The organism is Pectobacterium sp. PL64, assembly GCF_022477975.1.
Taxonomy (GTDB): domain Bacteria; phylum Pseudomonadota; class Gammaproteobacteria; order Enterobacterales; family Enterobacteriaceae; genus Pectobacterium; species Pectobacterium jejuense.
Genome location: NZ_CP092070.1, coordinates 242,516 through 269,274, shown reverse-complemented (window position 1 = coordinate 269,274; position 26,759 = coordinate 242,516). Strand labels below are relative to the sequence as shown.

Here is a 26,759-nt window from a genome sequence, read left to right as displayed (position 1 = left end):
GTATCCCTGCGGGAACCTCATCACCGTGTTTCCCCTAATATCCAAAATTGGGTGTAGCCTGAGATATCAAAAAAATTCCCGCTATTTGAAATATATAGCCGTGATGGGAACAACATAATCGAGGGGGATAAGCGCCCTCCTTCACGCTACTGCCAGCACAAACAAGAATCTGGCAATAACGGGAAGAAAGTCAGGATCGACATCGCAGAAATCAAAACTGATCAGAATGACAGTTCGCGGATCAGTACGGCGGACACCACTTTCCAGCCGCGAATCAACAGGCTTTGCGCCTCACCGTCCATCACCACCGTGCCGCGCAGCACCTGCGGCTGAGCACGATAGTCGTCAGGCAGGCTGAGCAGCACGCGATAAACGGCCTGTTCAGGATGCAGCTTGCGCTGTGCATCGCTCAGCGTGGCAATATCACCGCCATAAATCGATGCCAGTTCCGGCGCGGCATTCAGATCGCGGGTTGCCGTGCTGGCAATCTCCACAATGGTGAGCGGCAGCGACGAGCGGCTGACATCCTGTAAATAAAACGTCCCCTTTGCGCCCGTGTGGAGCCGCTGCCAGTCTTTTTCCGAGACGAACGCTTCCACCAGTCCGCCGGTTGGCTTGGTGACAACCGCCAGCCATTCGCCCTGCCCCAGCCACTCGCCGATTTCCAGCGGCGTAGTCATGTCTGCCACCACGCCGTCTATCGGCGCACGCACCGTCAGCTGTTCAGACTGACGCTGCAAGACCTGTAACTTTTGCAGCGCCGCTTCATGCTCCTGCTTCACCCGCTGGTGATCGCCAGCCGCTTCCTTGTTGAATACCTGAAAGGTGCTTTGCCAGTTCAGCGTAGCGATTTGTCGCTCCAGCTGTTGCCGTTCGTGCGTCAGCGCGTCAGACGACAGCGTAAACAGCGTTTGTCCCGCTTGCACAGGCTGGCCGACCTTCACGTCAATGCGTTGAATCATCGCAGGCACGGGCATATACAGGCTACTTTGCTGTTCCGCCCGCAGCAGCGCCGGGGCGTACACGCCGCGCTGCCAGGGAATCATCAGCAAGAGCAGAACCACGGCACTCACGACCAGCGTTGTCGTCATATTACGATTCATACGGTAATCCTTACGGCGTTTACTCCATTCGCGCACTTCATTTACCACCGGCATCACCACGAAGTAGCCGATTTCAATCGCGAAAAGCAGCATCCCCAGCAGTTTGAACGTCATGTGATAAACCAGAATCGCGATACCGGTAAACAGGAAAAAACGGTATATCCACACCGCGAAGGCATAGCCCACCAGCGTGCGTTGCAGCCAGCGCGGAAAGTGCTCCGGTGGCGCATCGCCTAAACCGAACAGCCATTCCCGCATCTGCCAGCGGCCGATAGCGAAGCCTCGGTTTTGCAGGTTCGGCATCTGCAATCCATCGGAAAGCAGGAAATAGCCGTCGAAGCGCATCAGCGGGCTGAGGTTAATCGCCAGCGTCATGATCCAGGTCGTCGTCGCCAGCATAAATGCAGCGCTGCGCAGCATGCCGTCCGGCAAGAAGCTCCATGCCAGCGTCGCCCATGCAGCCAGCACCAGCTCGGTCATCATGCCCGCCGCGCCAATCGCCATCCGCTGCCGACGGCGGGTGAGCTTCCACGAGCCGGACGTATCGGTGTACAGCACCGGCATCATCACCAAAAACGCGACGCCCATGGTGGCGACCCGCGCACCAAAGCGCTTGCAGGTGTAAGCGTGGCCGAACTCATGCAGAATCTTGGTAAAGCACAGCGTCAGCCCCGCCAGTGCTGCGCCTTCCAGCGTGAAGAAGTGCAGGAACGTATGCTTGAAGGTTTCCCACTGGCGTCCGGCGAGGAAGAGCCCCAGCACGGCCACCAGCAGCGTCAGTTTAAGGAAAGTCCGGCTGAAAAACGGTTCGACCCACGGCAGGGTCGCGCCCAGAAAGCGATCGGGGTGCCATAAGGGAATGCGAAAAAACAGATAGTTCTTCAGCAATTTGCGCCAGATAGAAACGCGCGACTGCTCTACCTGACGGGAAAACTGCGCCAGTGCGTCATCACCGGAAACGCGCGTCAGGCTGTTGGCCTGCAAGAAGCGGTTGAAGTACTGCACGTCACTGTCATCGAGCGTCAGCGCGGAAGTCTGGTTAATCTCGGCTACGATCTGCGCCGCGTTCCCCATCGACCAGCGCGATAGCATCGCCATTTCTGCCCAGCCGATACGAAAATAGAGGCCGCGCAGCGGATCTTCCAGCGTCCAACTGGGCGATCCGTCGCGGTTAGCCGGCCCGGCGTGCAGGATTAGCTCATCACGCAGCGGGCTGAGCCCAGCGGCTGGCGTCGCGCCTCCGGCCATCGTTAGACACCCAGCCAGACGCGCAGGGAGGCCAGCGGTTTACGCAGCAGATAAACGAACAGCACCGTGCGTTTTCCGTATAGCTTAGCGGTACCCTTCAAGCCCACGCGCAGCTGCGGGTCATCCTGTGTAAAACTGGCCCGCAGCCGATAGGCCATCACATTATCCGGCGTCGGCGCGGCGCGATAGCCAATCTGCTCAAGCCGCGCTTCCTGTGCTGAATTCGGCGCAACGTTGAGGAACAGGCGCACATCCGCACCGTTTTCCAGCGCAATCGCATCCGCTGCTGGCAACTGGATCTCCAGCTCAACATCGTGCGGATCGGCGATCATCATGATGCGTTCCCCCACCGCCACCGAGCGTCCAATCCAGTCGCTGCTATCGTCAAAAATCGCCACACCGTCACGCGGGGAAGCGAGCTGCATGCGTTCCTGCTGACGTTGCAGAAAATCCACATCGCTCTGCGCCTGCTCGCGACGGCTTTGCAGCACGGCCAGACTGGCTTTGCTATTGGCATCGAACAGCGCCTGCTGCTGCGCCTGACGATACTGAGCATCGGCAGTAGCAAAAGCCTGTCGGGCCGATTCCAAGCGATTTTCCAATTCACGCACGTCCAGTCGTACCAGCGGCTGATTGGCGCTGACGGACTGATTAGGGCGAACCAGTATGTCATCCACCACGCCCGCCACAGGCGCGCGCACCATCACAGGACGATGCGCGACGATCTCTGCCGGCGCCAGCACCGATTGGCGAACCGGGATCAACAAGATCAGTACCAGCGCCACGATCGCAGCAACGATCAAACGGCGTCTGGCAGGCGGCGTTTTCGACGGGCGGCGACGCACTTTGCACAGGCTCGACCAGGCGTGTGCATAGGCATCTGCCATTTTTTCCAGCAGCACAATCTCGGCAGGCAGCCACGCGCTGTCCCGCGCTAACACCAGCACCAGCGGCGTATCGCCCTGCGACAAACGCAGCGGCAGCAAGAGTAAAAATTCCGGCAGATGTTCCTGCCACAAAATCTGGTCATCGGCAGGCAGCTCGCGACATTGCAGCGCCTGCGTTTGACGCCCTTCTTCCTGCCACTGGCGGCACAGGCGGCTAAATTCGGTACAAAACGGCGCGTTGTGATCGAGCGAAGCCAGCCCGGAAGCCGCCTGCAAGCGCTGTTTATCGCAGTCCCACAGCAGCGCCTGCCGATACTTCACTAAATTATGCGTCTCGTTGACGATGAAAAACGCCAGCTCATCCAGTGTCTCACGCGCTCTGGCACGGCTTTGCAGCTGTAACAATTCGGCCAGCAGTGCCAGCCGGGTATCCTGTTCAGTTTGTGCTGCCGTCGTGTTCCGTTCGGTCATGGCGACACGCTACCGGCATCAGGCGGTACGATTTGCGCCACGCCGCTCATGCCCGGCAGCAGTCCAGCGGTAGACTGGGTAATGCGGCCAAAGACTTTTACCGACTGACTAACCGGATCGATCGCCGAAGAAAGGCGGCTGATTTCCGCCGGATAGCTCAGGCCGGTTTCATCCAGCGTGACCTGAAAGGCGCTACCCTGCTTTAACCACACCAGCCAGCGCGACGGCACGATCATTTCCAGCTCGAACGCGCTGTCATCATAAATCGCCAACAGCTCTTTGCCTTCCGGCACGGATTCCCAACGCTTCACCTTGGTTTCCGTCACGCGACCGGAGAACGGCGCTTTAATGACACAGCGTTGCAGCATGGCGCGATTGACGCCGCTTTCGGCCTGCGCCATCGACACCGACGATCGCGCCTGATCGACATCCGACAGGCTGATCGAATTGAGCTTATCCAACCGATCGGCAATCGCCAGCTTCTTACGCGCGGCATTCTCTGCCGCGTTTGAGTAATTCAGCTTTTCGCGCAACACGGTACAGTCAAACGTCACCAGCGTATCGCCCTGTTTGAAGTGTTCGCCCTCTTTCACCGCAATATCCGTCACTTTTCCGGCAATTTCGCTGGATAACACGGTATAGCGCTGTGCGCTAAGCTGTACGCGAATGTCTCCCGTCGTCGCAGCCTGCCCCAACAGGGGCAGACCTAACGCACTGACCAGCAATAGCGGACGCATCATGCCGAAAGCCATTAACGCGAACCTCCCGCCTGTAGGGATTGCAGGTTATCCCACATATCCGTGTTCACCACGCGATAAGGTTTCCCCGTGCTAGCCGACGATGTCGTCGTCGTCGAGGCAGCAATCGGCTTCGCGACTGGCGTAGAGGATGGAGTAGAGACTGTTTTAGTCGACGCCGTCGTGGTGGCTGGCGTAGCCGGTGTTGCCAGAGACAGGCGTGGTACCGCAACGCCGCCTTTCTCAAGGTTACCCGTGGTGCGGGCAATCGAGTTGCTCAGCGCAGCCAGACTAACATCGCTTACGTTATCCGGCAGCACATCCAGTCCGGCAGCCTGATACACCGCTCCGAGCGCGTTCTGCACATCGGCAAAGCTGCGGTCGCGTGCGCGGGTCGTCAGAATCGTTTCCGTGCTGACGCGTACCTGTTCCATCTGCGTTTCGGCACGATGCTGTACGCTGAGCGTGGTCTGATTAAGGATGCCGCGCTGAATCCGCGCCAGTTCCTGATAGCGGCCAAACATCTGCGTGCTCTGTTGGTATTCCTGCCAGGCGACGTTCACCTGCGTCAGCACCGCCATGCGCAGCGCCTGACGACGAACTTCCGCCAGATCTTCATTCGCCTGTCCGGCGCGTTTCACCGATGACCACGACAGCACGTTCAGCAGGTTGCCGCTGACCTGAACGCCCGCGTTCGCCCACTGGTGATTGACCAGATAGCTGTTGCTGTCGCCGTTGATACCAGCAAACAGCGACACGCCCGGCAGCAGACGCAGCAGTGATTTACGGGTTTCCAGTACGCTATTGCGCGCCAGATAGCTCTCTTCGCGCACTTCAGGACGTTTCACCATCGAGAAGTTTTCCAGATCGTCGAGCGAGTAGGCCATCTTCGGCGCGACCAGACTGCTTTCGCTCGGCACGACGACATCGTATTTGCTCGACGGCGGCAGGTTCATCAGCGCCGCCAGACGGGATTTCGCCACCACCAGATCGCTGTCGACAATTTCTAACTGGCGCACCATCTCCAGCATGTTTTTCTGGAAACGCAGCGCCTCAACCGGTGCCAGCAAGCGCTGCTGTTCGGTCTGACGCGCATATTCCAGCGCCTGACGCGCCTGCGTCAACGCAGTGGTCACTTCTGGCTGCAAACGCTGTGCCGTTGCCGCTTCCCAATAGGCCGTCCGTACCTGGCGGGTGATATCCGCAACTACACGACGACGACGCTCTTCCGCCGCCAGCGATTTGTTCGCCTGTACTTTGGCATTGAAGTAGCTGATACCGAAGTCCAGCACATTCCAGCTCATTGTCAGATCGGCGGTACGCATGGTTTGATCCTGACTGGTCGACGCTTCCAGAGACTGCCGACCGGTGGTCACTGACTGGCTGCTGGAACCGGCCACGTTGTCGCGGGTTTGTAGCCCGGCGCGCGCGGTCAGTTTCGGTAACAGCATATCCAGATTCTGTACGCCCAACAGGTCATCTTCCATCGCCTGTTCTAGCAGCGCGACCCGCTGTTGCAGGTTATATTTCAGCGCACGGGCAATCGCTTCATCCAGCGTGATCGTGCCACGCACCGGTTCCTGATTGGCGAACATCTGCGTTCTGTCGCTCAGCGCCTGTGCAACCTGCTGTTCGATCGTCACCGGCTCAGGTTTGACGGCACAGCCAGCCAGCCCCAGACAGGCCAGAGCTACCGCGATCCGTAACGCCCGGGAACCCGCGGTACGTGGTGTAGCCTCGTGTTGAACGTTCTGCTGCTGACTGTCGTGTTGCTGGCTATCCCAGAAATGCGCTATGTGCTGATTCACCCGGGTTCTCCCCATCTTCTATTTGTCTGTTCCCTTCATCTTGCAGGTGGTGGTTTGGTTACCGCCTGCAAGCGCCCGGGTTAGTGGTTAAGTAATAAAATCTCGTCTCGATATTCGATCTGCGCTTTACCAGGTTTGCGCTTGGTTACGCGCGCAGACTGCTCAGCTCACTGAGCGCCGCCAGCAGCGCATCCTGTTCAGGCTGATGCTGACGCAGCTGTTCGGTAAAGGCGGTTTTCCCCGCAGGCGCTAACCGCTCTGCATCGCGGTTTTCTGCAGGGAGCGCATCAGAGTGGGCAGGCAGTTGCATCGCGCCACGGTCAGTTGCCATCTCTGCGCCATCGCCCTGCCCGGTTTGCAGCGTAATCGGTACGATCCGGCTGGTGCCGTCTGCGGCCTGCGCTTTCAGCGCCAGTTGGATCTGATTCACCTGCACCGCGCTGGCATCGGTAATACGCACCACGCCGTTGCGGGCATCGAACTGCACCCACGCAGGCAGCGGACGCCCGTTCGCCAGTTGCAGCGTCAGCGTGGCATTGCCTTCACGCACGCTGAACATGCGCTGCGGCAGGCTAAAGGCGAGTGCACCGGAGGCATCCGGCTGTAACGCGCCCTGCACGCTGCTGAAAGCCGATTCCAGCGCTGTTGTCTGACCGCGTACGCTCAGGAATAAGTTGGAATCAGCCGGACGCAGCGCGGCGTTATCACGTGTAGACGCTTCAGCGCGCGAAGAGAAGTTGACCTGCTCCAGCGTCGGCATCAGCGATGACATGACAGGATCGAGCACCCAAGGGGCATCCGACTGACGTGCCGTGTCGGCATCGCGCTGACGCACAGGTTCAGCGATGATGTTGGTTGGTAGCGGTTGCGCTTCCGGGCGAGACAGATCGGCGACAATCGCTCCCAGCGGCTGGTCGCGTTCTCTTTCGCTCAAATCAACAGGCAGGCTCACGCCCTGCTGCACCAGAATCACCGGTGCCGCTGTGGTGGTGTTATCAGGATTGACTGGTTCTGTTGGTGTGCCGGGGTCGACTGGCGTTGAAGCGGCATTGACCGTCAGCGCCACATTCATTGCCGTCGCGTTGCCTGCGCTGTCCGTGGCGGTAATTGTCAGGTTGAACACACCGGCTGCTGACGGTGTGCCGCTGAACGTCCGTGTTGCACTATCAAAGCGCACGCCGTCTGGCAGTTGCGCATCATTAACAGTAAACGTCAGCGCATTATTTTCAGGATCGGTAAATAACGTACCCGGTAAGGTATAAGACCAGTGGGTGCCCGCCTGTGCCGCTGGCGGCGTGAACTGCTCAGCATGACCCACTGGCGGCAGGTTCACCTCTCTAGACAGCGTAACGCCGAGCGCCTGCGCGGCAGAATCGGCTACACCGTCATTAAGCACCAGCGTCAGCGATGTCGCATTCCCCGTCAGCGGGGCGCTCGTCGCCCAGCTAATCTGGCGTGCCAGTGCTGTCGCATCCGCACGGGAAATGGCAGCAGTGAAGGTCACGGTGAGCTTGCCGTCTGCCTGCGTGAAGGTGGCTACCGCTTGCCCGTCTTTGCTAATGACGCCATTCGCTAAGGTGAAACCGTTGCCCGCAGTAAAATCGAAGCGATCGCCGGCTGATGCCGTTTCACCACGCTGTAGCGTGATGGAAGCCCCCTGATAATTTCCCGCACCGCCGTTCAATGCATCCAGTTCCGCATCGCTGAGGACGATAGACGGTGCAACGATAATTGCCGAGCCATCGACGCGATAAACCGGCAGACGAGAGACTTCATCCAGCACCGACACACCGTTGCCAAGCGCAATCAGACCACCGTCAACCGGCAGCAGATGAGCGAAGCTCGTACCCGCGTTTTTCAGCGTATCGAGTTTTGTCAGCGTTTGGTCGTTCAACACATAGCGAGTGAGCGCACCGTCGCTTTGCGTGACGTACAGCACCCGCGCATCCGCAGAAAGGGCAATATCACTCACCGTGCCTTCTGCCGCGACGCGAGCCAGATGCGTGAAGGTGCCCGTAGCGGTATCCAGCGAGAAGGCATCAATCTGCCCTGCGTTGGCGACAAAGATGCTACGTCCATCGGCGCTGACCGTTATCTGCTCCAGCCCTGAGAGTTGTACGGTATTACCTGTCGCGTCGGTAAAGTCGCGGACATGTCCCAACGGCGTCAGTTTGCCGCTGTCGTCACGCTGATAAACAATCACCGTCGAAGTGTCGTTGATTGCCGTGGTGACAAACAACAGATTACCGCGGCTGAGGATGCTGGTCGGGGCCCACAGGTAAGGCTCGCTCCACATACTACCGCCCAGCGCCTCAACATAGGTTAATGCACCGGTCGCAGTGTCGCGGCTGAAATAGGCTAACTGGTCGCTGTAGCTATTGATGAGATAAAGATTCTTCCCATCATCAGACAGAGCAATTCCTTTGATATTATTCAGATTGCCATTATCGATATCATAATCACTTGCTATCGTGGCTTTATGGGTCAACTCGCCGTTCGCATCGCGGCTAAACCAGACAATCGCATTGCCGTCGGCACGCAGCGCATACACGCTGTTACCCTCGGCGGAAACCTGTAGCTGGCTTATTCCTGTCACGCCCTCTGCGGCGGCAAAGGTACGCACATAGGTTAATTCGCCGCTGTTCGCATCGCGCTGGAATAAGGCAATCGCGCCTTTATCATCGCTGACATACAGCGCCAGCCCGTCTGTCGTGCGAGCGGCAGCCGTCAACGTGCCCAGTCCGCTAATGGCGGTATAGGTATTCACCAGACGCAGTTCATCGGCAGAGAGCACGGGATCGTTCGCCACAACCGGCGTGTCGTTGATCGCGGTAATCGCCACCGACAACGTTGTGACCTGAGAGTCCAGATAGCGATCGGACAGCGTCACCGTCACCGCAACCTGCGCGGCTGGCGTACGGCTGTCGCTGGCGTAGGTAATCTGGCGCAGCGTATTCTGCACATCTTCAGTGGTCGGGATCGTGCCTGCATTCGCGTTGAAGCGAATCGTCAGCACGCCATCCTGGTTACTGACCTGACCAATGGTGACACCGTCTTTCTGAAGCGTATTGCCCGATAACGTCAAGCCGTTATCAGCACTGAAGCCCAGCTTATCCAGCGCCGTTTTACCGTCACCCAGCGTAATCTTCAGCGTCGCGCCGTCGTAGTTGCCCTTGCCACCGTTGAGTTTATCCATCTGCGAATCGAACACCGTCGCGTCCGGTGCCAGCACGATAGGTTCGGCACGTTCGGTATACGTTGGCGTCGCGCCCGGAACCGTGATAACTGGCGCAGTATTGGGTTCTGCCGCAGGCACCAGCGTCAGCGTAATCGCCTGATCCAGCGTGGTTTCCGGTGCGCTGCCGTTATAGTTATTTTCCACAATCTTCAGGGTGACATGGCGTTCCCCGTTGGACTCACTGCCCAGATAGTTGTAGCCGATGCTGTCAATAATCTCGGCGGTTCCACTCCCGTCTCTCGCGACATACAGGAGTACCGTCGCTTTCCCGTCTTGTACCGTAACAGAATATTGCAACCCGCCAGCTGTGTGCGGCGCGCCCCTGGAGGCTTCAAGTACGATCGTCGAACCATCCACGCTGATCGTTTCGTTAGGCCCTGAGACATCAAACGTTAACACGACCTGCCAGATGGTTTGTCCACTCTCGATGGTGTCGACATGGGTATCTTTAAACAGCTTAACGAACTCACCATTGCCCGGAATCTGTGGATTGAGCACCGTCGTCGTCAATTCTGCCGGATTATTCACGCCAATAAGATTGACGGTGATATCCATACTAGTGGTGTTATTGTCGCCGTCATTAATGCTGAAGGTGAATGCTGGCGACGAGCCCGCCAGTTCAGGATCGTTACTGGTGTTTTGATAGGTAATCTGGCGCAACACGTTCTGCGCATCGGCTTGGGTTACCGCGGCAATAAATTTAACCGTCAGCGCCCCATCCGCCTGGGTAAAGGTCGCGATTACCGCGCCATCTTTTAGGATATTGTCGCCATCGAGCGTTAAACCGTTATCCGTCTTCAGGCCAAAGGTATCTTCCGGTTGCCCACCTTCCTGTCGACCCACCGTGATGGTGGCACCGTTATAATTGCCCACACCGTTATTTAGCGCATCTAGCTGCGGATCGGACAGGCGGCCTGATGGCAGTAGCACCGTGGCATCATTGCCTTCGGTATAGGTTGCGCCAGCCGTCCCGACATTCAACACATGAACCTTATCGCCGCCAATCAGGTACAGCTGTTTGCCATCTGTACTCAACTCTATGTTTTGTAACGATGAGAAACTAATGCCGAGTGAGCTATCCCAGCCGCTGCTAACCGTCTGTTTCAGCGTCAGGCTGCCATCTTCAGCGCGGGAGAAGATAGTGATGTTCTTCCCGATCACAAATAGCGCAGTACCATCAGCGGAAACTACCAGGTTGCTTGCCAACGCCTCACCGGAATCGCCACCGTCATCGGCAAACAGCTCCGTCGATACCAGCGTGAGTGCGCCATCCGCACCTACCGTTATCGTATTGAGCATGTACTGAATTCCATCAGCATTAATCGCATACAGGGTTTTGCCATCAGGTGAGAGGGCAAGCGAATTGATGTAATACAGGTCATCGCCTTCAGCACGAATCTGGGAAACCTGAGTTAGCTTGCCCTCTGCATCAATACTGAACCCAGTGACACCAACTGTATCGCCTAAACCCGATACGAACAGGTAACGCCCGGTTGGATCAAGCACCAGACGGCTCGCCCCAATCAGATTATCGGTCTGAGAAACCGCCGTCAGGAGACCGTCTGCCCCGCGCTTAAACACCAGCACGCTGCGGCTATCATTATCACTGCCAGACTGGGCAGCGGTGAGATAGAGGTAATCGCCCTGAGAAACAATCTGGGAACGCACATCCAGCGAATGCCCGCCCAACTCCGCCTGATCCAGAACGTCCGCTTGCGTCAATTCACCGTCGCTGCCAACACGGAAGATTGTCACCGCGTTGCCTTCACTGCCGACCACATACAGGTATTGTCCATCAGAAGACAGGGTGACATCTGATGCACCCGCCAGTCCTGCATGGTCAACAACCTCATCGTTTTGTTCCGTCTCAGCGTTATAAACGGATCGATAGTTAAAGAAGGTCTTCGACAGTGTGAAATTGCCTTCCTCATTGCGCACAAAGACGCTCAGTACCGCTGATCCACTCTCCGGTGAACTCACGACATAGAGCGTTTTGCCATCCGCAGAGAGTTCGCTGTCTTTCACCCCGCTCAGCACATCCACATAATTATTGGAGTCGTAGCCATCAAGGGTGCCGATACTCTGCAGGGCGCTGGATTCGCCGCCGATAGTTGGGACTTGCGCAGGATCGGATGCAATACTCAGCGTTAGCGTCTGCTCAGCCTGCGCGCCCGATTCATCGCTTACGACGACGGTAATAGCAAAGGATCCTGCACCATTAAGCGCTGGCGTACCGGAAATCGTACGTGTTTCAGGCTCGAAGGTTAACCCAGCAGGAAGGCCGCTGACCTGCCACGTCAGCGCTCCATTCTTAGGATTGAGGAACAGGTTTTCTGGCAGCTCTTCATTATACGATTGCCCTACCGTCGCAGATGGTGGAGTGTACTCATCGTTATCCACCACAGGTGCTTTGCTCGGTACCATCATCAGTAACAGACTGGTATCTTTGCCACCGTCGCTAAATCCGATCTTCAGAGAAATTGCTGAGCCTGCCGTGTCGCCCTCGTTACGGTAGGTCACCTGATGCAGAACCTGATTGACTACCGTCTTAGTGACGCTCTCGGTAAAGACAATCGTCACCGTACCTTCACTGACGTTAAAGGTGGCAATGGTCGCCCCCTGATACTGAATCTCGCTGCCGGACAGCGTCAGTCCGCTTCCGTTCTGAAAAGCAAAGTGGTCATTTGCCGATACTTCACCGTTACGGCTAATGGCGATCGCCACGCCTTTATAGTCGTCAGCAACGTCCAGATCCTGGTCCGACAGCGTGATGCTTGTGGTAAACGGCATCGCCACCGCCTGACTATAGTCCGCGTGTGCCGCTGCACTGGACGCCATCACACCCGTATTAAAATAGCGGGCCCCGGTATACAGCGATTTACCATCTTCTGATACCGTCAGCGTGGTGATAGGTCGGCCAACCGCCAGCTTTCCGGTTTCGGCGAGGCGGCCATCAGTTCCTATCGCATAAACCGTCACGGCACCGCCATTGGTGCCGACATAGAGCGTTTTGCCATCCGAAGTGGCGGTCACGCTCCATGGATTGGTAAACTGCCGCGCCTCAACCCGATTGACGGCATTCGTTTCGCTGTCGTAATGCAGCACCGTGAGACGATTCCCCACGTTACTGGTCACCACATAGATATATCCCTCATCCGTCACACTAAAAGCAGCATTGGCGTGATTCAGTTCATTACTGGTTTCCAATGTTCCGGCGCTTTTCTGGTTACCCTCACTGTCGGTATAGGTAAGCGTTACCCCATCCTCACCACGCGCCAGTTGCCCGGCATAACTCAATGCCCCCGTAGCGTCAGTCGTGTAAATCGTGATCTTGCCACTGCTACCCAATACATAAGCCGTACCGTTGGCATCAACAGACAAGCCAATCGGCGTCGTGCCATTAATTTGATCGAATGTCGCTGTATTGCTCAGTGTGCCACTTTCACCAATGGTATAGTGGTACAACGTACCGGACGTTAGCGCATACAGGCTTTTCCCGTCATCGGACCGTGCCATCTTCAACACATTGCCAGCTAACCCTTCCACACGCGTCGTCAGGCTTAACACACCGGTGTCAGCATCTTTACTGAATACCAGAACCGTCGAATCGGCACTCAGATAAACCGTGGAACCATCCGCCGAGAAAACGGCTGCGCGTCCGATCAGTCCACTGACTTCCAGACCGTTGTCTGCGTTGCCATCATCCTCTCCCGGAATAAAGCTCTGCGATAACGTCAATTTCCCCGTATCGGGATCGCGCTGGTAGAGGCTTACCCGGGCGTCACCACCATAATTGGGGGACGTGGTGCCAATGACCAGTAGCGTGCGGCCATCGTCGGATAGCACAATGCTACTCACATGGCTGCTATAGCCTGTGAGCAAGCCGTTTTGAGTAGTACAAATTAGGATCGACGGGGATATCGGTCTGGATGGTGGGTGCATTATTAATAGCTAACGTCAGGGTCGCGGCGACATTGAGCACCGCCGTATCTTTATTCTGCCCTGTCGAACCCCCGTCGTCGCGCACGCTCACGAGCGTCACAGTACGGTTGCCCGTTGTCGCCTTTGTCGTCTCATTAATGTAGGTGACATCGTTAATCAGCGTCTGCGCTGCCGCCATCGTCATGCCAGCAGCATCATCAATCTTCAGCACGCCGTTACCCTCACTTAACGTGTAGGTGTAGGCGTAGCCGCTTGTCGTTGTGCCCTCGCCAGACTGTGTCAGATCAATTCGCGTGCCATCAACTACCAGAAATTCGTTAGCAGCCTGTGCCAGACCGCCAACATTCAGGGTGATATTCTGTATTTTTTGTCCCGCTTCGCCCGCACTGATTTGCGTGTTGGCGAACAAATTAACCGCTGTCGCCGTCGTGTCGTAGCTTGAGAGCGGTGGGGCGGTCACCGTCAATGCCGGTGCAGTATTGGTTGCCACCATCACCGCCAGCGTCACCGACTGGCTATCCAGTTTGCCGTCATTCGCCCGCAGAGACAGCTGCACAACACCGCCATCGGCAGTATCGGTGTTCTGATAAGTGATCTGCTGTAAAACCGAATTCGCCTCTGCCCGGCTGACACTCGACAGGAAGGTTATCGTCAGTGTTCCACCACTTTGGCTGAATGCCGCAACAGCACGATCGCCCTGAAAAATCTGACCATTTTCCAGCCGCAGATCATTTGCGCTGTTGAAATTAAACACATCCTTGTCTGAAGCACCACCGTCACGCGATACGATCAATTGCATGCCAGCATAGTTGCCATTTCCCGCGTTCAAGGCGTCAAAGTTAGCATCTGATACGCTCAGGCCACTGCCAATCACGACCCCCATTCCGGGAACTTGGGTCAAAACCGTCGAGTAGCGGCTCACCCCGTCACCTGCAACGAGTAATGAACGGCCATCCTGCGATAACGCAATATCTCCGCCAGTCGTACTTCCCGCGACCTGACCCAGCAGTGCCAGAGTACCGGAAGTCGCAACCGCATAAACGGAGACCTTACCCTCCGTCGTTGCCGCGTACAGTCGCGTGCCTTCAGCATTCAACACCATGCTGCCGACGGGCGCGCTGGCGAAAGTATTCACTAAGGTCGGTTCGTTATTCGCCCCAAGACGATAGAGGGCAATGTCATTCGTTACGGGGTTCGCGACATAGATAGATTTCCCATCGGCCGTGACAGCCAACGCATAATCGACGGGGGATTGTCCACTTATGCCGAGAGAGATACGGCCCAGTAAGGTCAGTTTACCCTCACTATCACGCTGGTAGACTTGCAACTCATGATTGTCAGTTACTATCGCGCCGCTGTGCGCAATGTAAACATAATCGCCAACTGTCGCGATCACCCCATTACGGTGGCGGAGTGAGTCACCACGCGTTAGCTCCCCTGTCTCGATATTGCGCTGATAGACAAGCACATCGCGCCCAAAACCACCGCTGGCATCGACATAAACCTGTGAACCGTCATCGGCAATCGCTAGCCCGCCGTTCGATCCTCCCCCGACGGAGATCGTTGCGGTATGGCTGAGCGTGCCATCCTGAAGGCTAAACTGCATCAGGTTGCCGTTGCCCGATAGGGTATACAGCGATTTACCGTCGGCGCTGACCTCCACACCGTTAATTTTGCCCAAATTCTCAACCGACAAAACCTGCTTCTGCGTCAAACGCCCCAGATCGCCTACGGTAAAGACCGTGATAGTGTCATCCGAACCGACGACAAAAACCTGTTTCCCATCGGCGGAATAGGCGATGTCCGTACCGGCGGTTAATGACTCAGCCTCCAGTAACACTTCCCCCGCCACCACCGGTGCAACATTGATCTTGCTGTCTATGGTGACCGTCGCGTCAATATTCAGCTCGGCAGTATCGCTCTCGTCGCTGAGGCTTTTCAGCGTGACCACCACATCACCGCCAGCCACGGTGTTATCTAGCGGTTCATAGGCGATACCGTCAATTAACGCCGTGGTATCCGCCAAGTCACTGGTAAAACTGTCGATATTAACGGTTATCGTGGTCGTTTCGCCGCTCACCACCACGTTGTATGCGAAGCCATCATTCTCTGCTCGTGTCGTACCACTTCCCGATACCAGTGCGATACTTTTACCGTCAATGACTAATGCCTGATTCGCTCCCGTGCGGTTGACGGTAATCACCAGATCTTTCAGTTCCTGCCCGTCTTTATCTGCTGACACGCGAACATCGCTGAACAGATCGACCGCCGGGAAGCTGTCACTGGTATCGGTAATCGTGACTGTCGCCTTGGTGGGTGTCGCATCAACACCCGGCGCGGTATCCGTTGCCACCACAACCTGCGCGGCTACATCCGCCACCGTTGCCACGGCAGCGGCATCAAACATCATGCGCGGTTCCAATACCCACGCCTGACGCGGCGTGCGCGTTAAGCCTGAACCAGATTTTGAGCGGGAAAAAGTCATCGTGTCATGTCCTGTAATAAAGGGGCAAATCGCGTCATTCCTGGCTACCTTCAGCGGTCATTCAACCAGCCGAACATAGCCGCCCTCGGTTTCGATCTGGCCGGCAATACGATCCAGACGTCGGATCAATTGATCCTCAACGCCCTCGGCACCGAAGCCTGCACCGTCGATAAAACTCATGCGTTTCTCACCCTCGGTGCAGACCAGCAGGCCTGGCGTCGCTTCGGCGTCGAACAGGTTGCGGCCAAAATCCTCTGGGTCGCCGGGGCGAATGCCGACAAAATAGAATTTGATGTTGCGCGCGCGGAAGCTGGAACACAGATCGCGGAAGCGCTGCGCAGCAAAGGTACGGGCGGGATCCGTGCCGGTTTGACCACTGAATGCATTTCGGTTGAAGTTGTAGCTGTCGGTGTCGAACCAGTTACCAATCGTGTTAGCCATCATCACGATCACCTTTTGGCCGTCACCGTTGCCGTCCAGATTGAAATCCAGCGGCAGCGTGGCATCGCCCCAGCCGTCTGAACCACGCATAGCGGGCGACAGCGCCGCGCCCGCCCATGACATCGCGATGGCGTAATTCGTATTGAAACGGGCAGAAAACTGTTCGATACGCTGATTCAGCCTGTTTTCTTCATTGGTCAGCGGCATCAGTGCGGCATTGGGGCACCCTTTGTCTGCCACGATCCAGCGGGTATCCACCGCATTGTTATCGTCAAAATCAGGATTAGGGCCGCGCCAGGAGATCGGCGGTGCGCCGGGACTGCCGTTTTGCGGCAAATCGTGGCGGTAATAGATCTGGAATTGAGCAACGGGAGGTTCATCCCAGAAGAAATTTTCTTCCCGCCCCAGCCCGCGGTACATGCACAGCAGGTTAGCGCGACGATCCGGGAAACGGCGGTCGGCCATGCTACTGACCACGCCGCTGGCAAACAGCGAACGCAGCTCTGGCGGGTTCAGCGCACCCGGTGCAGACCAGCGCCGAATGCGGTTGGCGTCTTCCGCATCGTACACATTCACCGACTGGCTGTACGGCACCAGCGATAGCCACAGATTGTCACGTTTGCCGTCTGCGCTACTCAGCATGCGCTCGACGAAACTGCTGCTAACACTTTTCAGCGAACGGATATCCCCTTCGCTCATATCCCCCGTCACTGGCATGACAAAGGCCACTTCGGTCGGGCGGTTGATAACTTCGGCGGTCGAGTACACTTCCTGCTTCCTCGCCCCGAGGTTCAGCAAACTGGGCTTGGTTTCGAAGGCGACGGTGACGGTATAGGTTTTACGCGTCTCGCTGTTGCGCCCTTCCGTGACAGCCACATCGCCCACCACCAGTTTTTCACTCAGGGCATTATTCATCCCCAGATTATTTTTGACGTAGTCATACGCCAGCTTATTGGTCTCTTCCTGACTGTATTCTTCGCCATTAATGGTCGCCTGATGCCCGACGGCCAACGCGGCGGCATCCGTCGCGCGCTTGATCTGCGTTGCATCACCGGTTGCCGTGGAGGTATCCACGATAAAAGCCGCTGTCACCAATAACGCCATCGCACCCAGTGCATAGAATCCGGTGCCCGCGCCTTTTTCCTGCTGAATAAAGGCAGACAGGCGTTCACGCCAGAACAGAGTAATTCCGGTAGCGTCTTTTTTTACTCTTCTGTTCTGTAAGGTTTTTTTCATTCCTTCCTATCCTGTATTCCTGGATTCAGCGCGTACTCAACCCGCCCATAAAACGGGAAAATAAAAACGACATTGCTCATATGCCTATAGATTTTTAATGGTTTCATTATTCCGGTAACGAGAAGCTCGCTGCCGTTTGCGGTCTATTGCCGCTTCTGTGTTTTGTATAAAACCTGTAGCTATTGATCTTTTTCTTCCAGACCGGCCTCTTTTCTGAGTACCTCATCCAGTTCAACCACGTCGACAGCGACCCGGTTGACCGACGACGCATGCAGCAGACCGCCCAACGACAGGCCGCCCAGCAGGCTCACATCTTTCCCCTGACGGCAGATCTCGACCACGATCATGGAGATATTCTTGCTACCCTCTTCACGGTCTCTTTCCGGCAGCTCAGGAAGGTACTCCTCGCCCGGCAGGGTTTCACTTTCTTCGCACAGCGCCTCTGCCGTGCCTCTGCTCAACTGCCAGTGCAGCTCACCGGTCTGGCGCACGTTGCTGATTAACAGTTGGTAATTTCCTACACCTTCCGTTGGCAACATCGTATCGAGCAGCCCCTGTAGCCCACTCTCATCCAGCTTCTGCTGCATCGCTAATACTGACGCGATGGCGCCCGCACGCTGTTCCATGCGTGTACGCTCAAGCCCGACAGTGTAGATATCCGCGCACAGCGACCCAATCGCCAACACAATCGGGAACGCTAACGCCGTTTCTACCGCAGTAGAAGCACGGCGAGAAAACCAGAAGCGGCGTATCCCGCTCAGTAAACGACTGGTTTTCAGTAAACGATCAGTCATTGCGCAATTCCGTCCCAAACACATGCTTGTACTGATAGCGGAAGGTGTCACCCAGCGTTAACACTTCCGGCAGCGGCGTAATAAACGCCTTTTTAATCTGTACCGTCACGGACCACACCGGCAGCGTCGTCGTTTCCTCGCCATTCGGGTTGTCCTGATTGCCATTTCCGTTGGTCAGCCCGCCAAGCTGGCTCAGATTGTCGAAATGCAACACGCTGACGGTTAAATCGTCTTCTTTGAGGTAGCCGTATCCCGCTTCAACCATGCGCGCCTTTAGACGGGTTCCCATCTGTTCCGCGCTGTCCGATGCGAGGTTATCAAGGCGGAAAGCCTGCACGGCCTTATCCAGCGCGGCGCTGCCAGCGGCGATCACCAGCCCGATACGTGCCAGTTCAAACAGCATCATCACCCCGACCAGCACCACCGGCACCAGAAACGCCACTTCCGTCGCGATCACGCCGCGCGTACTGCGCCAGTGGCGTTCATGGCGCGGCACAATACTTTGCACTGCGCTTTCATCACGCCACGGGCCGAGATTACGAAGCCACGCCATTACTCAGGCGTACTCAATTGCAGGCGTTGACGGCTGGATAACAGCAGCGCTTCACCACGTGATTTATCCTGCTGCATCTGCTGTAAACGCTGATTCAGCTCGTCAATCAGGCCATCAATACGCTGTGGCTGTGCAATGGTCGCCAGCGCCGAACGCGCTTCATCGTCTTTGCCGCCAGAGAGGTAGGCCAGTGCCAGATTCAATCTGCCCGTCGCGTTGCTCTCATCCACTGAACGCAGTAGAGAAATCGCTTTGTCCGCGTTGCCGCTTGCCAGCCATGAGAGCGCCAGATTGTTGAGTGCCGCGACATCTGCCGGGTTTATCTGCAATGCTTTTTCAAACAGCTGACGCGCTTCGGCGTGTTTACCTGAAGCATCCATCACCACGCCCATGCCATTGAGTGCACCAGCGTCGTTCGGTTGTGCTTTCAGCGCACAGGCAAAGTCGGTTTGCGCCATCGCATTACGTCCTAATGCTAACTGTGCACGCCCCATTCCCAGACACACCGCCAGTGCTTCTTCCAGCGTCATTTTGTTGGTATCGCCACCCAGTGCCTGACGTGCTCGTCCGTACAGCTCCAGCGTTTGCTGCGGTGAACGTGCCAAAGCCGCCACGCTGGCATACTCCAGCATCTCTGCGCCTTTCAGCGCATCGCGGCTGTCGAGGCGCGCGTACACTTCCGTCGCCGCTTCAACACGCCCTTGATCGCGCAGCAGACGTGCCAAACGCAGGCCTTCATCTTTACTGCCTTTAATCGCCATCGAGCTGCTGCATCCCGCCAGCACGGTACTGACAATCAGCAGTGCCAGCATGGGCGCGCCGCGCTTAAGTTTTGCTACCAGATCGACCATCTTCGATAACTCCATCGGTTGTAACCGTTGTGATTTCCGGCATATACCGGGAATCGATGATTTTAAAATAAACACATTAAAATCAATGTGTTGCAAATAAAACGCTACTGCGCCAGCAGGCGGACCACTCGCACCAGTGCAGGCGACGCCATAATGGCGATAATCGGTGGCAGGATCAGTGCCATCAGCGGCACGCTCAGCTGCGCAGGCAATTTACCCGCCTTCTCTTCCAGACTCAGAATCAGCGTCTTGCGGCTTTCATCCGCAATCGTACGCAGCGCCTGAGATAGCGGCGTACCGTAGCGCTCCGCCTGAATCAGCGTCGCCACCATGCTTTCGATCTCGCTGACGCGTGTACGCTCCGCCAGATGTTTCATCGCCAGCGTACGATCCGACAGGATCTGTAATTCGGCGGCGGTGTAGTGCAGTTCATCCGCCATTTCCGGTGAAGACAGCCCCAGCTCTTTCGATACCACCTGCAATACGCGTCCGATAGGCAGACCGGCTTCGGCGCAGACCACCATCAGATCCAACGCATCCGGCACCGCTCGTGCCAGCTTTTCGCCCCGGCTTGCCGCACGCCACTTCAGCCACCATTCCGGCACCATCGAACCGACAAAGAAGCCAATCAGCCCCGCCGCGACGCCCGTCAGGCCTGCACGGTCAGCAGGTGGCAACCATCCCCACACCAGCGCGATAGCGAGCAGCGCCCCGGCAGCAAATTTTCCCATCACCAGCCAGCCCACCGCTTCGTTGCGGCGGAGCCCGGCGAGATCCAGCAGGCGGCGCAGATTGCGGCGATCGCGATCCGATCCTGAAAGGCGCTCGCCCTGCGTGGCGAGAGGCTGCAACAGCTTTTCCAACAGGGGAGATAATGTGGTTCCCTGGCCTCTCAGGATGTTTTCCTGAGAGGCCGCCTCTATAGAGGCGCTGGGTAAATGCCCACGCATGCGGATTTCCAGCTGTTTGTATTGCTGGATTTTATGTTGTGTACGGGCCAGATAGATTCCAGCCACCATCAGCACAAGCGCCAGCAGCAGTAAGGGATCGTCAAAAACAGTCATGAGTGGATCTCCCTTTACCCTATCCGTTTAACCATCACGTGCGTGATCAACATGCCGACCGAGACGCTGCACAAGGCGTAAATCAGTACCGTCGTTCCTACCGGATCGGAGAATAAGAAACTGAAATCCTCCGGTGACTTCATGTACAGATAGGCCAGACAGCCTGGGAACAGTGCGGCGACAATCTTGGCGGACGCCCGCGCTTCCGACGTTTTGGATTGCACTTTCAGTTGCAATTCACGACGTTCACGCAGCGTCGCGGACAGACGCTCCAGCGTTTCCCCCAGTCGCCCACCCGCTTCCTGATTGATGATCAAAATCACCACGAAGAAACGGTATTCGGACATCGGCACCCGCGTAGCTGAGGCCTGGATTACCTGACGCAGCGGAATCCCCAGCCGCAGCCAGTGATCGATCGTCTTGAATTCATTCGCCAGCGGCCCGGTCAGGTGCTCCGCGACAATTGAGAAGGTATTCGCCACCGGCACACCGGCACGGCAGCTGCGGGTAATGGCATCAATGGCTTCCGGCAGGCTCTCGCGCAGCGCTTTCAGGTGTTTTTGCAGCGTCGAACGGAATAGCAGCATGCCGATGCTGATAAACAGCACCAGCGTAAATATCAGCCCCATCGTGAGCGGCAGCAGGGTACGTTGACCCAGAATCATGCCGAGAATCAGGCTCACCGCCGCCAGCGCAAGGGAACGCTGGAGCAGGTTCTTTTTCCAGCCGATGAACGTCATCTGCGCCCAGAGGATCGCCAGCCAGCGTCCAATCACCGGGACACCCATCAGCGGTGTTCTGATCTCGTCACGCAGAATGGAATCAGACGCCACGGCGGCGGCCGACGGACTGACCTCATCCAAAATCTGCTGCCAGCGTTGTTCGCGCTGCATGCGCTGCTGCCGTGACTTTTTCCAGGCGTTGATCGCCAGAAACAGCATCAGCACGCTGCCAAATACCAGCAGCGTGATCAGATTCAGGCGTAAATCACTCATCGGCGTCTCCTCAGTCCGTCATTGCGCATCAAACAAGTGCGCTTTATCGCTGTAGAACTGCGGACGCTGAATGTGCTGAACATATTCACCGGTCAACAGACCCTGTCCATCCATCCCCTGAATATTGAAGCTGAACAGATCCTGAAGCTGGATTACTTCGTTCTCCATGCCACACACTTCGGTGATGGATACCACGCGGCGCATGCCGTCGCGCATACGTTCGATCTGCACGATCAGATGAACTGCACTGGCGATCTGACGGCGGATCGCCATCAACGGCAGCTGCATGTTCGCCATCATCACCATGTTTTCCAGACGCTGTATCGCATCGCGCGAGGTATTGGCGTGCACCGTACACAGCGAACCGTCGTGACCCGTGTTCATCGCCTGCAACATGTCAAAGCTCTCGCCGCCGCGCACCTCGCCCAGAATGATACGGTCAGGGCGCATACGCAGGGCGTTACGCATCAGATCGCGCTGATCGACGCGGCCAGTGCCTTCGGCGCTGACAGGACGCGTTTCCAGTCTCACCACGTGCTCCTGCTGCAATTGCAGTTCGGCGGCATCTTCTATGGTGATGATGCGATCGGTGCTGCCGATCTTCTGCGACAGCGCATTCAGTAAGGTGGTTTTCCCCGCGCCCGTGCCGCCGGAGACGATCACGTTAACGCGCGCCTGCATCGCTTTGTTCAGGACATCCGCCATCGCGTAGGACATACAGCGGCGCTCTGCCAGCATTTCCAGCGACAGGTTGCGACGCATAAATTTACGGATCGAGATCATGGTGCCGTCGATCGCCAGCGGATAGGTGATGACGTTGACGCGGCTACCGTCCGGCAGACGCGCATCCACCATCGGGCTGGCTTCGTCGATACGACGACCCACCGCGGCGGCAATACGCTGCGCGGTGTTAAACACATGCTCTTCATCAATGAAGGTAATCGGCGACAGTTCCAGCTTGCCAAAGCGTTCGACAAACACCTGACCGGCACCGTTGACCAGAATATCGTTGACCGTGTCATCCGACAGCAGCGGCTGGATCGGCCCGATCCCGGTCATCTCATCCAGCATTTCGGTGGCGATCGCTTCCTCTTCCTGGCGAGAAAGCTGCAAGCGCTGCTCATCACAGATGCGGCGGATCACCGTTTCGATCTGTACCAACAGCTTGTCGCGCCCCATCATCGCCGCTTTACCCGCGTCGATCTGATCGTAGAGCTGTGCGCGGATAATCCGACGCTGGCTGTTTCGGTTGTCCGTCTGGCGGGTAGCCGGTGCAGATCCAGAAGACGTGTTCGCCGCAGGCTGTGTGCGGTTCTCCGCAGCCGGGCGCGTTTTCAGTTCTGCCACATTGGCAGCAGGCGCAGGCTGAGGCGTGCTTTTTCCTGCTTCACTTTTTTGCAGGTTGTTCTTACGAATCAACATGTCCGTAACCCTAAAATAGTCCGTTAGCCCTTTGAAAAACGGTAAACGCTGAACATCATCAGGCGCGTTTTAACCAACGCGAGAACCAGCGTTTTTCCGCCGGTCTGGCGCGCACGCCGCAGGCCAGATCGACCAGCTGACGTAATCCCTGCTGGAAAGCGGGTGCAGCAGCCAGATTCAGTGCGCCGAGCATCAGGCTCTGCGATAACGCGTGGCCCGCATTCGGCAGCACGACATCAATCTTCCGGCCGGTAAATTGTTCGAACTGATCGCGGCTTAACGGCGCTGTCGTAGCAAAACGGCTCTGGTTATGCACCAGCAACAGGCGCTGTCCTTCGCTTTCGTCACCGATCTCATTCAGCACGCGCCGTACATTACGCGCATCCTGAAGCGTCAATTCCGTCACGATGATGCGCAGATCCGCGTAGGTCAGCACGTCGAGCGCACCGGTCGGGTAGCTGCTGGGCAGATCCCAAATCACCTGATTGAACATGCGGCACAGCGCGCCGCCGAGATTCAGCACGTTATCGACGTCAACCGGGGCCAATTCCCCCAGTTCTGGCTTCTGTGCCAGCAGGTGCAAACGGGTATCCACGCGCAGCATGGCGCGCTGCAGCAGTCGGGTATCCAGTTCCTGCGTTCCCAACACTGCCGCCAGACCCGCATTATCGGTTTGCCCCTGCAACAGCAGTTGGTCGCCGTTACGACGGTCAAAATCCACCAGTGCCACAGGCAAATGACGCTCGCCGGACAGCAGGCGGCTCAGCCCCATCGCCACAGTACTGGCACCACTTCCGCCGCTGGCGCTGACGACCGCAATCGTCCTGCCCATGCGGGCATATTCCGGTCCGGCCTGTTGGCCTTCACACTTCGCCAGCGTTGCTGCCAGCAGATCCAGCGTGAACGGCTTCACCAGATAGTCCACCACGCCCGCCTGAAGCAAGGCGCGGTACAAGCCGACATCCTGTTCTTTGCCCGTCGCTATCACCTGACTGGTGGGGCCGCAAACGCTCAGCAGCTCTTCAAGTGCCGGAAGCGGCCAGTGCGCCCCTTCCAGATCCACCAGCAAAATGCGCGGCGGGACATTCAGTTCACACCATTGACGCGCCGCAGCGATACCGCCGGACATCACCGGTACATCCGGCTGTTTCAGGCGAGTAAAGAGATCGCCGATATCGGCTACATCGCGTACGTCATTGGCGAACGCCACCAGCGGCAGCGCCAGTTCTTCACCATCGTTAGGGGTAATTTCACTCATGGAATGTCACGCCCTTAATCTTCTTCAAAGTTAATGTCGATGAGCTCTTTCACTTCACCTTTGTGATAGCGTTCGATGCTATTGACCGCCGCCACACCATCCGCACTATCCAGTGCTTTTGCCTGAATCAGATCGCGTGGTTCGGCGACCATCATCGCCAGATTGTTTTGCGTGGCGCAGCCGAGAGAACCCATTGCCTCATAGGGCTTCACCATCAACTGATTGGGGTCGTTGATCGTGCAGCGGGTAGTTTTGACCACCAGCGCTTCGGAGATCACTTCCAGATCGCCATTCTGTCCACTCGTCGTAGAGCGGCGCATCTGCTTCACATTCTGTGGATTAGCACCGGCATTTTTCAGCACGGTAGCCAGTCGTCCTGCCATCTGCTCACCGCTTGTGCTGTGCGGGATAAGCGTCAGCGTCTGTGCGGATAGCCGTCCCTGATCCTTTAGCATGATATTCAGCTGTTTCAGGGATTCAGGAAGGAACCCGCGCCCGCTCGGTGCAACCAGTAACGGCACTGATACCGATGAAGGCTGGACGGCAATCGGTTGAAGCCCAGGCTGATCGAAGCGCTGCATACGGACGTCGTTAATCGGCTTATTCCATCCGCATCCCGCCAGCAGAACAACGGCGGTCAGCACCGCCACACGCATGTGCAGCGGGCGAAGCAGGGGGTAACTGTTGTTGATCGTTTTCATGTTTTATTGCCCCTTGCGGACTCAGTAGAGATAGCCGATAGATGCAGAGCGTGGCATGGACGAATCCAGCATTTTTACGCCTTGTCCTGGCGTCTGAAGATCGCCCGCGTTAACGGGCTCAACGACATAGGCGGTCGCAATAATCACCAATTCCGTTTCTTCCTGACTGGTAGATTCGCTTTCAAATAGGCGGCCAAACATCGGCACGCTGCTTAATCCCGGCACGCCGTTGATCGTCTGGCTACCAGCGCTACGCAGCATGCCTGCTAAGGCAAAACTCTGTCCGCTGGCCAGCTCTACCGTGGTATCCGCACGACGTACCGTTAATGCAGGAATACGCGATCCGCCTTCCAGCTGCACGGAACCGACGTCAGTTAGCTCACTGACTTCCGGTGCAATATGCAGGCTGATGCGATTGGCAGACAGCAGCGTTGGCGTCATGCGCAGAATCACACCGTAGGATTTGTAATCGATGCTGACGCTGTTATTGGTGATCAGGACGATTGGCACTTCACCCCCCGCAGCAAACGCCGCGGTTTCCCCTGACATCGCCGTCAGGTTAGGTTCAGCCAATACCGTTGCCATGCCCTGTTGGTTCATCGCGGTTAACAATCCGCTCAGTCTGGAACGGCCGAAGTTCAGGAAGCCCGCATCCGTTGGGTTAGCAAATCGTCCGGTCGTGGCGTTGAACAGATTAAGACGCGATCCGCTGCCTGCGGTCATGTTGCCGCTGCCGGTGCTCAGTGATGCCGCCCAGTTGAAGCCCAGTTCGCTGGTTAACTTGCGGGACACTTCCACTACGCGCACCTGAATATTGATTTGCGAAGGCGTTTTGATTTTGAGCTGGTTGATCACTTTGCCGGAGGATTCGCTGGAGCCTGGCAATCTTTCGCCACCGCCTCCACCACCCTGCCCGCCACCGCCGGCGGACGCGCTGATATAAGCCTGTATGCTGTCGATCACACGCTTGGCATCCTGCGGGGTATCGACGCTACCGCGCACAATCACGCCGCTGGGAATCGAGGCTTCCAGTTGGATATCCGCACCGGGGAATTCACGCTTCATGCGTTCACCCAGCGCTTTCAAATCATGCTCGGATACCAGACGAATGGCGTTGATCACATTGCCATTTTCATCCATCGCGTAGAGCGTGGTGGTACCGACGCTTTTAGCGTAGACAAATAGATTACCCGGTGAAGGCAGTTCGAAACTGGCAATATTCGGATCGGCCACCAGCACGCTGTCCGGCAGCTCGTTGAGTTGCAATAACCGTCCCTGGTGCACGGTCAGGTGCACCTCATCGGTTACAGGCGCTACCGATACCCCAGCCGCCAGCGTGGTTGCAGGCAACATCATCGTCGTCAGCGTGACAGGCAATACCGCATTAAACAGGCCAGCGGCCAGCAATCGTTTGCACGTACCCCGAAAGTCCGATTTCAAAAACAGCGAAAACATCGTCATTTACTTAATTTCCGTAATGGGCTTCATTTTTCCATGAGCAGCTCGCGGCTCCCCGCAGGCTGTC

General features: G+C 56.9%; 16 protein-coding genes. All 16 read right to left on the bottom strand.

The window, feature by feature from the left end; all coding sequences use genetic code 11:
- Positions 1 to 221: 221 nt before the first annotated feature.
- A complete protein-coding gene (locus tag HP572_RS01220; RefSeq protein WP_240584554.1) occupies positions 222 to 2,351 on the bottom strand; it encodes an HlyD family efflux transporter periplasmic adaptor subunit in 2,130 nt (709 codons plus the stop codon).
- A 2-nt stretch (positions 2,352 to 2,353) separates the two neighbouring features.
- Positions 2,354 to 3,709 carry an efflux RND transporter periplasmic adaptor subunit gene (locus HP572_RS01215; RefSeq protein ID WP_240584553.1) on the bottom strand — a complete coding sequence of 452 codons (1,356 nt, stop codon included), beginning with the start codon at positions 3,707 to 3,709 and terminating at the stop codon, positions 2,354 to 2,356.
- A complete protein-coding gene (locus tag HP572_RS01210; protein WP_233966129.1) occupies positions 3,706 to 4,461 on the bottom strand; it encodes an efflux RND transporter periplasmic adaptor subunit in 756 nt (251 codons plus the stop codon). The genes HP572_RS01215 and HP572_RS01210 overlap by 4 nt, the downstream gene beginning before the upstream one ends.
- Positions 4,461 to 6,254 carry a TolC family protein gene (locus HP572_RS01205; RefSeq protein WP_240584552.1) on the bottom strand — a complete coding sequence of 598 codons (1,794 nt, stop codon included), beginning with the start codon at positions 6,252 to 6,254 and terminating at the stop codon, positions 4,461 to 4,463. Before HP572_RS01205 ends, HP572_RS01210 begins: the two co-directional genes overlap by 1 nt.
- Positions 6,255 to 6,399: 145 nt before the next feature.
- On the bottom strand, positions 6,400 to 13,350 hold the full coding sequence (locus HP572_RS01200; RefSeq protein ID WP_240584551.1) for a beta-propeller fold lactonase family protein: 6,951 nt from the start codon (positions 13,348 to 13,350) through the stop codon (positions 6,400 to 6,402).
- Positions 13,351 to 13,357: 7 nt separating this feature from the next.
- Positions 13,358 to 15,919 (bottom strand): lactonase family protein, encoded by a 2,562-nt coding sequence (locus HP572_RS01195; RefSeq protein WP_240584550.1) that lies wholly within the window; start codon positions 15,917 to 15,919, stop codon positions 13,358 to 13,360.
- 57 nt (positions 15,920 to 15,976) lie between these two features.
- Positions 15,977 to 17,596: a Tad domain-containing protein gene (locus tag HP572_RS01190; RefSeq protein ID WP_240584549.1), complete on the bottom strand. Its 1,620-nt coding sequence runs from the start codon at positions 17,594 to 17,596 to the stop codon at positions 15,977 to 15,979.
- A gap of 179 nt (positions 17,597 to 17,775) precedes the next feature.
- Complete coding sequence (locus HP572_RS01185; RefSeq protein WP_240584548.1) at positions 17,776 to 18,390, bottom strand: TadE/TadG family type IV pilus assembly protein; 615 nt, start codon at positions 18,388 to 18,390, stop codon at positions 17,776 to 17,778.
- Positions 18,383 to 18,943, bottom strand: coding sequence for a hypothetical protein (locus HP572_RS01180; RefSeq protein WP_174868614.1), 561 nt, complete (start codon positions 18,941 to 18,943; stop codon positions 18,383 to 18,385). Before HP572_RS01180 ends, HP572_RS01185 begins: the two co-directional genes overlap by 8 nt.
- Complete coding sequence (locus HP572_RS01175; RefSeq protein WP_240585816.1) at positions 18,943 to 19,794, bottom strand: tetratricopeptide repeat protein; 852 nt, start codon at positions 19,792 to 19,794, stop codon at positions 18,943 to 18,945. The genes HP572_RS01180 and HP572_RS01175 overlap by 1 nt, the downstream gene beginning before the upstream one ends.
- Positions 19,795 to 19,898: 104 nt before the next feature.
- Positions 19,899 to 20,858, bottom strand: a complete 960-nt coding sequence (locus HP572_RS01170) for a type II secretion system F family protein (protein ID WP_205604377.1) — start codon at positions 20,856 to 20,858, stop codon at positions 19,899 to 19,901.
- 14 nt (positions 20,859 to 20,872) lie between these two features.
- Positions 20,873 to 21,853, bottom strand: coding sequence for a type II secretion system F family protein (locus HP572_RS01165; RefSeq protein WP_240584547.1), 981 nt, complete (start codon positions 21,851 to 21,853; stop codon positions 20,873 to 20,875).
- Positions 21,854 to 21,871: 18 nt separating this feature from the next.
- Positions 21,872 to 23,275 (bottom strand): CpaF family protein, encoded by a 1,404-nt coding sequence (locus tag HP572_RS01160; protein ID WP_240584546.1) that lies wholly within the window; start codon positions 23,273 to 23,275, stop codon positions 21,872 to 21,874.
- Between the two features lie 58 nt (positions 23,276 to 23,333).
- Positions 23,334 to 24,533 (bottom strand): hypothetical protein, encoded by a 1,200-nt coding sequence (locus HP572_RS01155; protein WP_240584545.1) that lies wholly within the window; start codon positions 24,531 to 24,533, stop codon positions 23,334 to 23,336.
- 14 nt (positions 24,534 to 24,547) lie between these two features.
- Positions 24,548 to 25,234 carry a CpaD family pilus assembly protein gene (locus HP572_RS01150; protein ID WP_240584544.1) on the bottom strand — a complete coding sequence of 229 codons (687 nt, stop codon included), beginning with the start codon at positions 25,232 to 25,234 and terminating at the stop codon, positions 24,548 to 24,550.
- A gap of 21 nt (positions 25,235 to 25,255) precedes the next feature.
- On the bottom strand, positions 25,256 to 26,695 hold the full coding sequence (locus tag HP572_RS01145; protein ID WP_205564203.1) for a type II and III secretion system protein family protein: 1,440 nt from the start codon (positions 26,693 to 26,695) through the stop codon (positions 25,256 to 25,258).
- Between the last annotated feature and the right edge of the window lie 64 nt (positions 26,696 to 26,759).